This is a genomic window from Streptomyces sp. SID13726, assembly GCF_010548375.1.
GTDB lineage: Bacteria > Actinomycetota > Actinomycetes > Streptomycetales > Streptomycetaceae > Streptomyces.
On sequence record NZ_JAAGLY010000100.1, the window covers coordinates 1 to 716 of the forward strand.

General features: G+C 72.9%; 1 protein-coding gene. It reads right to left on the reverse strand.

Features of this window, described 5'->3' with window-relative positions:
- Positions 1 to 251: 251 nt before the first annotated feature.
- On the reverse strand, positions 252 to 716 hold a 465-nt coding region (locus tag G3I78_RS46560), incomplete at its 5' end, for a CBS domain-containing protein (protein ID WP_164436637.1).

A 716-nucleotide genomic window follows, 5' to 3' on the forward strand; every position in this document is an offset into this window, starting at 1 on the left:
GGTGGCTCACCCTGCCGTTCGCCCTCGGCCTCGTCCTGCTGCTGCCGCAGTTCTGGGGCGACCCTGGCCTGCGGGTCGCGCACGGCGTCCTGCTCGGCGCCGGCTGCGCACTCCTCGCAGTGGTGGCGCTCCGCGAACCACGCCCCTGACCGCTCCCGAGCACGACCCCGATCGCTGTCGAGCACGACGTCGGTGTCGTTATCCCACGGATAACGACACCGATGTCGTGCTCGGCGGGGTGGCGGAGAGCGTCAGCGGGCGGCGACGAAACCCAGGAGGTCGTGGCGGGTGAGGACGCCGACCGGGTCGCCGTCCTCGACGACGAGCAGCGCGTCGGCGTCGTGCAGCGCGGCACGCACCGCCTCGACGCCCTCGCCCGCGCCGATGAGCGGGAACCGGGGCTCCATGTGCTGGTCCACGCGGTCGGCGAGGGACGCGCGGCCGGAGAACACGGCGTCGAGCAGCTCGCGCTCGCTCACCGACCCCGCGACCTCGCCGCTCTTCACCGGCGGCTCGGCCCCCACGACCGGCATCTGCGAGACGCCGTACTCGCGCAGGATCTCGATGGCGTCGCGCACGGTCTCGCTCGGGTGGGTGTGCACGAGGTCCGGCAGCCGGCCGTCCTTGGCGCGCAGCACGTCGCCCGCGGTCACGCCCTCCTCGTCGGGCAGGAAACCGTACGACCGCATCCAGGCGTCGTTGAAGATCTTCGAGAG